The organism is Nocardia sp. NPDC002869 (assembly GCF_046764065.1).
Lineage (GTDB): Bacteria > Actinomycetota > Actinomycetes > Mycobacteriales > Mycobacteriaceae > Nocardia > Nocardia rhamnosiphila.
The window spans coordinates 1-5,864 of sequence record NZ_JBKOOL010000250.1 but is presented as its reverse complement, the minus strand read 5'-3'; the positions used below and the strand labels follow the sequence as shown (position 1 = coordinate 5,864).

Here is a 5,864-nt window from a genome sequence, read left to right as displayed (position 1 = left end):
ATTGTGGACACTGCCCCGGCCCTCGGTATTCCACCGGCCCCGGGCCGGCCCGCGTTCAGGAGCGATGGGGCAGATTCTGCAACCGGACCTGGCCGCGGGCGACCAGCCGCCCGTCCTCGTCGGTGACCACCACCTGCCACAACTGCTGCAGACCGCCCCGGTGCAGCGGCGTGGCCTCGGCAGTCAGTTTCCCGTCACGCACCGCACGCAGGAAATCGGTGTTGTTGTTGACCCCGACCACTACGCCGCGCTCCCCGTACCAGGCCGCGCCGCCGCTGCTGGCCAGGGTTTCCACCACGGTGCACAGCACCCCGCCGTTCTGGATACCGGCCGGCTGGTGCAGCTGCGGCGTGACAGTCCATTCACCGCGGACGCGGTCGGGTCCGAGCTCGGTCACATGCAGACCCATCAGATCCGCGAAAGTCCCCTTGCTGACCTCGTTGAGTTGTTCGGCGCTGAGATCGGCCATCGACATCGCGGGGCGGGTCTGCTGTTCGGTCATGGCTCCACGATCGCATGTGGGTCCGCGGCGGGGAGCACGGGCCGGTGGTCGAGCGGCGGAAAGAGAGCGGCGGACCCCACCTCGAAGATGGAGTCCGCCGCAGGCATTGGATCGGGGGTCACCGCAGCCCTCGGGACTCTCGCGCGATCCGTACGCCGCCTTAACTATAGGACAGGCTTACCTAACTAGGCAACACGTTGGGCACGCCGGATCGCCATACCGCGCTCCTCCAGCGCCATCAGCAGCCCCTGCCCCCGGCGCGCACCCGCCACGGGATCGGTCCGGGCCAGATCCGGAACGCAAGTGGTGGCCCCGGACACGGATTCGGCCACCAGGGCCCAGAACCGGCGCGGGCTCAGCCCCGCACACCGCGCCAGCGCTCCCTGGATCAGCAGCAGCGAAGGTTCGCAGCGGTAGGCGAGCCACACCCACATCGCCCGCTCGCACGGCAGGGAGACCACCCCGGGCGAGCCCTCCAACGGGTCGCCGGCCACCACCCGGACGGTGGTGTCGGTCAGGCCCGTCCAGTCGATACCGCCGTCGTTGTCGGTGTGGATCCATACATTCTCCAGGCCGGGGTCCCAGGCCCGGCCGTCGGCGACCCATAACGCGGCGACCCGGCCGAGCACGGCGTGGATGAGCGCGGTCGCCACCACCTCCGAGGCGGCGGTCGCACTGATCATCTCCGCGGCGTGCCGCCGGTACATCAGGTCGATCCGGCCCTCGCACAGGCCCGTGGACAGCGCCCACCAGCGCCGTTTGCCCTGTTCGGCCATGGCCGCAGCGGCATAGACGCGGGGATGCTCCGGCTGCAGGGACCGTAACCGGGAACACGCCGACCCGAATGCCGCCTCGTACGGACGGGGGATGCGCACAGTGGCGAGTTCGGACATTCGAACCTCCTCGAGATCGGCGTCGCAGTGACGACCTGAAAGATAGGTTAGCCTTACCAGACCTAGCAAGTATTTCTCTCCGGGAATGAAGTAACGGATTCGTGACACCCCCGGCCCGTCCGGCGTGCGCCGCGGCCGCCGGGGCGCGCTCTCCCCGCCCACACAGGGCCGGTATTTCCGGTGTTCGACGGCCTATGACAATTCCCCCGCGGTTACGACACCCTGTAGTACGGCACAGTGTCGTTGGCGTCGTAAAATCAAAAGATGGCTGGACTTGGTGAACTCGAGAAAGCGGTTATGGACCAACTGTGGTCGGCCGATGAACCACAAACGGTCCGGCAGGTGCACGAGGCCCTGTCGGCGCGCCGCGAACTCGCGTACACCACGGTGATGACCGTGCTGCAGCGTCTCGCGAAGAAGAATCTGGTGGTACAGCGGCGCGACGACCGCGCCCACCGGTACGCTCCGGTACACACCCGCGACGAGCTGGTGGCCGGTCTCATGATGGACGCGCTACAGCAGGCCGACGAGGCCGGTAGCCGGGCCGCGGCCCTGGTGCACTTCGTGGAGCAGGTCGGCAAGGACGAGGCCGCGGCCCTACGGGACGCACTCGCTAAGCTCGAAGCAACCGAGGACAGATAGCCGCGCCGCAACGACCTCGGACCCTGGCCCCACAACGCAGTGAGCAGAGTCGATGAACGCAGCAGCACCGGCCTTCGCCGTACTTGCCTTGCTTCTCGCCGGTCCCGTCCCGGAATCACTCAGCCGGGCGACCTGGACCTATCGCGTCCCGCGCGCCGCCCTTGTGCTCTGGCAGGCGATCGCGCTGGCCGCTGTACTCAGCGCGTTCAGTTCCGGGCTCGCCATCGCCGCCGAACTGCTGGTCCCCGGGCCGGACGGCCGCCCCACCACCAAGCCCACCGATGAGATCGATGCGCTGGGCCTGCCCCTGTGGCTGGCCTATGTGTCGGTGTTCATGCTCACGCTGCTGATCGGCGCCCGGCTCGTCTACGCCTCGATCCGGGTGGGGGTCCACACCCGGCGCCGCCGCGCCCACCACCGCATGCTGGTCGATCTGCTCGACCAGAGCGGCCCGTTCCGGCGTGCCGCCGATATCCGGGTCCTGTCGTCCACCGAACCGATCGCCTACTGTCTGCCGGGGCTGCGGCGGCGGGTGGTGGTCAGCGCGGGCACCCTCGACAACCTCACCGAGCAGGAGCTCACCGCCATCCTCAGCCATGAGCGGTCGCATCTGCGGGCCCGCCACGATCTGGTGCTGGAGGCGTTCACCGCCGCGCACGAGGCCTTCCCGCGGTTCGTCCGGAGTAAATCCGCACTGGACTCGGTGAAACTGCTCATCGAGTTACTCGCCGATGATTCCGCGGTCAAGGTCACCGGTCCGAAACCTCTGGCCCGGGCCCTGGTGGCCTGCTCGAAATCGACCGCGCCGCAGGGTGCGCTCGCGGTGGGCGGGCCGAGCACGCTGATCCGTATCCAGCGCCTGGCCGGCCCGCTGGGTGATCTCCGGATCGCCGGGGCCGCCTATCTCGCCTCGATCGCCATCCTGGTGGTACCGACCCTGGCTGTCGCGACTCCCTGGTTGGTCGAACTGAGCCGGTTGTTCCGTGCCTGATAGCCTGCCGGCGGCGACCGGAAGCCCGGCCGATCCGCACGTGGGCGCCGCCCGCACTTCCCCGTCCTTCGCCGGACTGGGCCTGCCCGTACTCACCGTGCAGGCGTTGCGCCGGGAGGGCCTGACCGATCCACTGCCCATCCAGGCGGCGGCCGTCCCCGACGCGCTGGCCGGTCGCGATGTGCTCGGCCGGGCGCCCACCGGGTCCGGCAAGACGCTGGCGTTCGGGCTGCCCATGCTCGCCCGCCTCACCGGAGCCCCGGCCATCGCCCGTGCCCCACGCGGTCTGATCCTTGCTCCTACCCGGGAACTGGCTCTGCAGATCGAACAGGCGCTGGAACCGTTCGCGCTGGGTCTGCGGCTCGGCACCGCGGTGGGCGGGATCCCCGTGTCCCGGCAGGCGGAAAGGCTGCAGCGCGGGGTGGACCTACTGATCGCCACCCCGGGCCGCCTGGCCGATCTGGTCGATCAGGGCGCGGCCGTACTCGACGCGGTCCGGATCACCGCGGTCGACGAAGCCGACCATATGGCCGATTTCGGATTCTTGCCGCAGGTACGGCGGCTGCTCGACCTGGTGCCCGGCGACGGCCAGCGACTGCTGTTCTCCGCGACCCTCGACGACGAATCCGTACGGGATCTGGTCCGCCGATACCTGCGCGATCCCGTCACCCACACCGTCGCCCCGGAACCGGAGACCACCCCCGCGACCCATCACATCCTCTACGTCGAACCGGCGGACAAACCGGCCGTCCTCGCCGAGATCGCCGCCCGCGACGGCCGCACGCTGCTGTTCGCCCGCACCCAGTACGGGGCGGAGAAGCTCACTCGCCGGCTGCGCGACCAGGGCATCCGCGTCGCGGCCCTGCACGGCGGCAAGGCCCAGAACCGCCGCATCCGTACTCTCGCGGCCTTCGCCGACGGCGGTATCTCCGCCCTCGTCGCCACCGATATCGCCGCGCGCGGGATCCATGTGGACGCGGTCTCACTGGTGGTCCACGCCGACCCGCCCGCCGATGCCAAGGACTACGTGCACCGGGCCGGCCGGACGGCCCGGGCGGGTGCGAGCGGCACGGTGATCACCGTGGTCACCCCGGACCAGCGGGCCGAGGTGACCGCGCTGACGCGGGCGGCGGAGGTCCCTGTGGTGGAACACACCGTGCGACCGGGAGACCGGGAGGTCCGCCGGCTCACCGGCGCGCGTACCCCGCCGGGCCCCGAAGCGACGAAAACTCCCGACGTACCGCCCGCGGCCACGCGCGGCCACTTTCGCGGGCCGGCAGCCCGGGGCCGGGGCGGCGCCGGGAGACCGGCACCGGGCCGCCGCCCGCACCGTCCCCGCCGGGCCAAGTGAATCCGGCAGGTCCCCACGCCGCGGAGCCGTCCCGATTACCATGGGCGCAGTGCAGTTTCTCCCCGGACAACACCCGCCGTACGACCTGACCTACAACGACGTCTTCCTGGTTCCGAACCGCACCGATATCGCGTCCCGGTTCGACGTCGATCTCGCGACGGCCGACGGCTCGGGCACCACCATCCCGCTGGTCGTCGCCAATATGACCGCGGTCGCGGGCCGCCGCATGGCCGAGACCGTGGCACGGCGCGGCGGAATCGTGGTGCTGCCACAGGATCTGCCCAACAGCGCCGTCGCCGAGACCATCGCCTTCGTCAAAAGCCGTTCGCTGATCGCCGACACCCCGGTCACGCTCACCGCCGACCACTCCGTCTCCGATGCGCTGGCGCTGATCCACAAGCGCGCGCACGGCGCGGTCGTGGTGGTCGACAACGGACGGCCGGTCGGGCTGGTCACCGAGGAAGCCTGTGCCGATGTCGATCGGTTCGCCCGGCTGCACGAGGTCGCCACCACCGATTTCGTCACCGTACCGGCGACCGCCGAGGCGTCCTATATCTTCGACCGCCTCGAGGCAGCGCATTCCGGGCCCGCCGTACTCCTCGCGCCGGACGGCACCCTGGCCGGCGTGCTCACCCGCACCGGGGCGGTCCGGCACGGCATCTACAGCCCGGCTGTCGACGACGAGGGCCGGTTGCGGATCGCGGCCGCCGTCGGGATCAACGGCGATGTGCCCGCCAAGGCCAAGGCGCTGGTCGACGCCGGCGCCGATGTCCTGGTGGTGGACACCGCGCACGGGCATCAGGTGAAGATGCTGGAAACCCTGAGTGCGATCCGGGACCTGGGCCTCGGTGTGCCGCTGGTCGCCGGGAACACGGTCTCCGCCGAGGGCACCCGGGATCTCGTCGCCGCCGGCGCCGATATCGTCAAGGTCGGTGTCGGGCCCGGCGCCATGTGCACCACCCGCATGATGACCGGAGTGGGCCGGCCGCAATTCTCCGCGGTCGCCGAATGCGCGGCGGCGGCCGCCGACCTGGGCGCCCATGTATGGGCCGACGGCGGGGTCCGCCATCCCCGCGATGTCGCCCTGGCCCTCGCCGCGGGCGCGTCGAACGTCATGATCGGCTCCTGGTTCGCCGGAACCTACGAATCGCCCGGTGATCTGCGGGTCGATCGGGACGGCCGCGCGTACAAGGAAAGCTTCGGTATGGCCTCCAAACGCGCGGTCGCCGCGCGGACCGCCGCCGATCGCGGCTACGACCGCGCCCGAAAGGCACTGTTCGAGGAGGGCATCTCCAGCTCCCGGATGCTGCTGGATCCCGAGCGTCCCGGCGTCGAGGACCTCATCGACCACATCTGCTCCGGGGTGCGCAGCGCCTGCACCTATGCCGGCGCCCGTGATCTCGCGGAATTCCGGGAGCGCGCGGTGGTCGGGGTGCAGTCGTCCGCCGGGTTCGCCGAAGGCCGCCCGCTGCCGGGCGGGTGGTG

At 70.5% G+C, this 5,864-nt stretch carries 6 protein-coding genes; 4 read left to right on the top strand and 2 right to left on the bottom strand.

Annotated elements, in window-relative coordinates; translation table 11 throughout:
• Positions 1–55: 55 nt before the first annotated feature.
• Together ACLML9_RS27410 and ACLML9_RS27405 are read right to left on the bottom strand one after the other, a co-directional pair.
• Positions 56–469 carry a PaaI family thioesterase gene (locus ACLML9_RS27410; RefSeq protein WP_411948219.1) on the bottom strand — a complete coding sequence of 138 codons (414 nt, stop codon included), beginning with the start codon at positions 467–469 and terminating at the stop codon, positions 56–58.
• A 218-nt stretch (positions 470–687) separates the two neighbouring features.
• Positions 688–1,395 (bottom strand): hypothetical protein, encoded by a 708-nt coding sequence (locus ACLML9_RS27405; protein WP_411948218.1) that lies wholly within the window; start codon positions 1,393–1,395, stop codon positions 688–690.
• A gap of 264 nt (positions 1,396–1,659) precedes the next feature.
• Here ACLML9_RS27405 and ACLML9_RS27400 point away from each other — a divergent pair, with 264 nt between their 5' ends.
• The 4 genes from ACLML9_RS27400 to ACLML9_RS27385 all read left to right on the top strand — a co-directional run.
• Positions 1,660–2,037 carry a BlaI/MecI/CopY family transcriptional regulator gene (locus ACLML9_RS27400; RefSeq protein WP_030520519.1) on the top strand — a complete coding sequence of 126 codons (378 nt, stop codon included), beginning with the start codon at positions 1,660–1,662 and terminating at the stop codon, positions 2,035–2,037.
• 52 nt (positions 2,038–2,089) lie between these two features.
• Positions 2,090–3,028: a M56 family metallopeptidase gene (locus ACLML9_RS27395; RefSeq protein WP_411948217.1), complete on the top strand. Its 939-nt coding sequence runs from the start codon at positions 2,090–2,092 to the stop codon at positions 3,026–3,028.
• Positions 3,021–4,379, top strand: coding sequence for a DEAD/DEAH box helicase (locus ACLML9_RS27390; protein WP_411948216.1), 1,359 nt, complete (start codon positions 3,021–3,023; stop codon positions 4,377–4,379). The genes ACLML9_RS27395 and ACLML9_RS27390 overlap by 8 nt, the downstream gene beginning before the upstream one ends.
• 49 nt (positions 4,380–4,428) lie before the next feature.
• Positions 4,429–5,864: GuaB1 family IMP dehydrogenase-related protein (locus ACLML9_RS27385; RefSeq protein ID WP_411948215.1), on the top strand; the 1,436-nt coding region annotated here is incomplete at its 3' end.

Coding starts and splice junctions, on each gene's coding strand:
- ACLML9_RS27405 (WP_411948218.1), bottom strand. CDS start 1,395: ATGTCCGAACTCGCCACTGTGCGCATCCCCCGTCCGTACGAGGCGGCA.
- ACLML9_RS27400 (WP_030520519.1), top strand. CDS start 1,660: ATGGCTGGACTTGGTGAACTCGAGAAAGCGGTTATGGACCAACTGTGG.
- ACLML9_RS27410 (WP_411948219.1), bottom strand. CDS start 469: ATGGCCGATCTCAGCGCCGAACAACTCAACGAGGTCAGCAAGGGGACT.
- ACLML9_RS27395 (WP_411948217.1), top strand. CDS start 2,090: ATGAACGCAGCAGCACCGGCCTTCGCCGTACTTGCCTTGCTTCTCGCC.